We start from the raw sequence: 1,857 nt of genomic DNA on the forward strand, positions 1-1,857 counted from the left end.
AAACCGAAAGGTCTGTGTATATTTATGAAGTCGCTAAATCTTATGGATTTAGCTTTGGATAAGAAAAAAATAAAACTAAACAATAAGCTTTAGCTCCGTGGGTAGACGGAATCAAATAGTTTACTTGCCTCCGCACTACGCTTAGCCGAACCGTTACCATACATTTTGAAGAAATTAATTAGACATACTTACTTATCGATTTTACTTACTATACCAGTTGTATTAAGTGGGCAAAACTCTTTGAACTTAGAAATCCTTGGGAATTGGGAACATGAAAAACTCAAGCAAGACCCTGAACTTCTTTTGGATTCTGATAGTAAGGTTACGTCTAATTTTAATCCTAAGAGCATTTATTTTTTTCAGAAGGACGGAGTGCTGGATATAAAGGAATCGTACGGACAGTTCAAAACGAATTATTCGATTAAGGATAGTATTTTAAGTTTAGGAACTCTGAAATATAAAATACTGGAATTTACCCAAAACAAAATGGTAATTGAGGAATTTGGAGATTTAGTCTTATTCAAAAAGAAATTAGAATTTGATAGAACCAACAAACAGATTGAGCCAATACCAGCCAAGGAAAAAATTCTCGAATCCTATCAAAACGGTAATGTAAAAACCTCTGGAGAAAGACAAAACGGCTTTGAAAATGGAATATGGACTGAGTGGTATGAAAATGGACATGTCAAATCTGTGATATACTACAATATGGGAGCTCCTCTGATGACAGCAGCGTTTGACAAAACAGGTGAATTAATTTCAAAGAACTGGTTCGATTTACATTCAAACTCTGTTAGGACGGATTAAAAACGTATGGTAACAATACCTAAACGTAATGCGGACTTTAGGGCTAAAACGAAAGGTCTGTGTATATTTATAAAGTCGCTAAATCTTATGGATTTAGCTTTGGACAAGAAAAAATAAAACTAAACAATAAGCTTTAGCTTCGTGCACAGACGGAAACGAAAAGTTTCCTTGCTTCCGCACTACGCTTAGCCGAACCGTTAGCAAACATATTGGGTAAGTAAAAATGCTTTGTCCTTAATCCATAGTTTCAGGTGCAAAAACTCGGATGGAGGATTGACCTCTCACTCAGATGCAAATGGATTTAAGCTCGATTCGGAGGAGCACGGAGTGGTTCGCAAGGCTTTCTTACTCAGACTCACTCAAAACGCAAGCAGAACGCTAGCTTTTACTCGGGCGCAAAAAACAAAACGATTTACCAAACAAATCTTTCACTAATGACGACAATGAACTTTCAATGTGAAGAATTGACTATTTCAGACGAAGAGTTGGGTTGTACCATAATTTTTTCTGACTCAAAAAGTGCAGATGATCAATTCAAAACTATTGACGAGATTATGAATTCGGAAGAAAAGTATCTATTAATTCAAAAGACTTACCCAGAAGACGACTTTGAGCATAGCTATTACCACATTGAATCATCAGAATCTGACACAGAACTGGATTTTGAAGACAAAATGATCGTGAGGTTAAATCGAGATAAATTTGAAATCAGCTGGTCCGGAGATCAGTTAAAAATAGGATTAGACTTGACCAACAGGGAACTTATCCACCTGAAGGAAATCCTCGAAGTCGTATTTAAGGAACGAGTAATAATGAAAAAATAAAAAACGATTTGCTAACAGTGGCTATAATTCAGTCTTACTTTCTCCAAAACATAAAATTTCTTACTTTTAATCCGGCCCGATTCCGAACTGAAAAATCCTGTCGGATTTCCCAGACCGAAATCATAGCCTTAACGTTGTAAGTAATTTGCAATCGCTATGGTACTTTTTCGCAAGTATTATGTGAGCTAGTTTGTGAAGACTGGTCGGAATAGCCAAGAGCCTTATT

At 36.1% G+C, this 1,857-nt stretch carries 2 protein-coding genes; both read left to right on the plus strand.

Annotated features, from left to right (window positions below):
- Nucleotides 1–165: 165 nt before the first annotated feature.
- Complete coding sequence (locus H344_RS0116710; RefSeq protein WP_169514989.1) at nucleotides 166–807, plus strand: toxin-antitoxin system YwqK family antitoxin; 642 nt, start codon at nucleotides 166–168, stop codon at nucleotides 805–807.
- Between the two features lie 434 nt (nucleotides 808–1,241).
- Nucleotides 1,242–1,631, plus strand: coding sequence for a hypothetical protein (locus H344_RS0116715; protein ID WP_157378370.1), 390 nt, complete (start codon nucleotides 1,242–1,244; stop codon nucleotides 1,629–1,631).
- The last annotated feature ends 226 nt before the right edge of the window (nucleotides 1,632–1,857 follow it).

It is taken from the genome of Arenibacter latericius DSM 15913 (genome assembly GCF_000424985.1).
Lineage (GTDB): Bacteria > Bacteroidota > Bacteroidia > Flavobacteriales > Flavobacteriaceae > Arenibacter > Arenibacter latericius.

Bases quoted from the DNA above. Each gene is read 5' to 3' on its own strand.
- H344_RS0116715 (WP_157378370.1), top strand. From the start codon at position 1,242: ATGACGACAATGAACTTTCAATGTGAAGAATTGACTATTTCAGACGAA.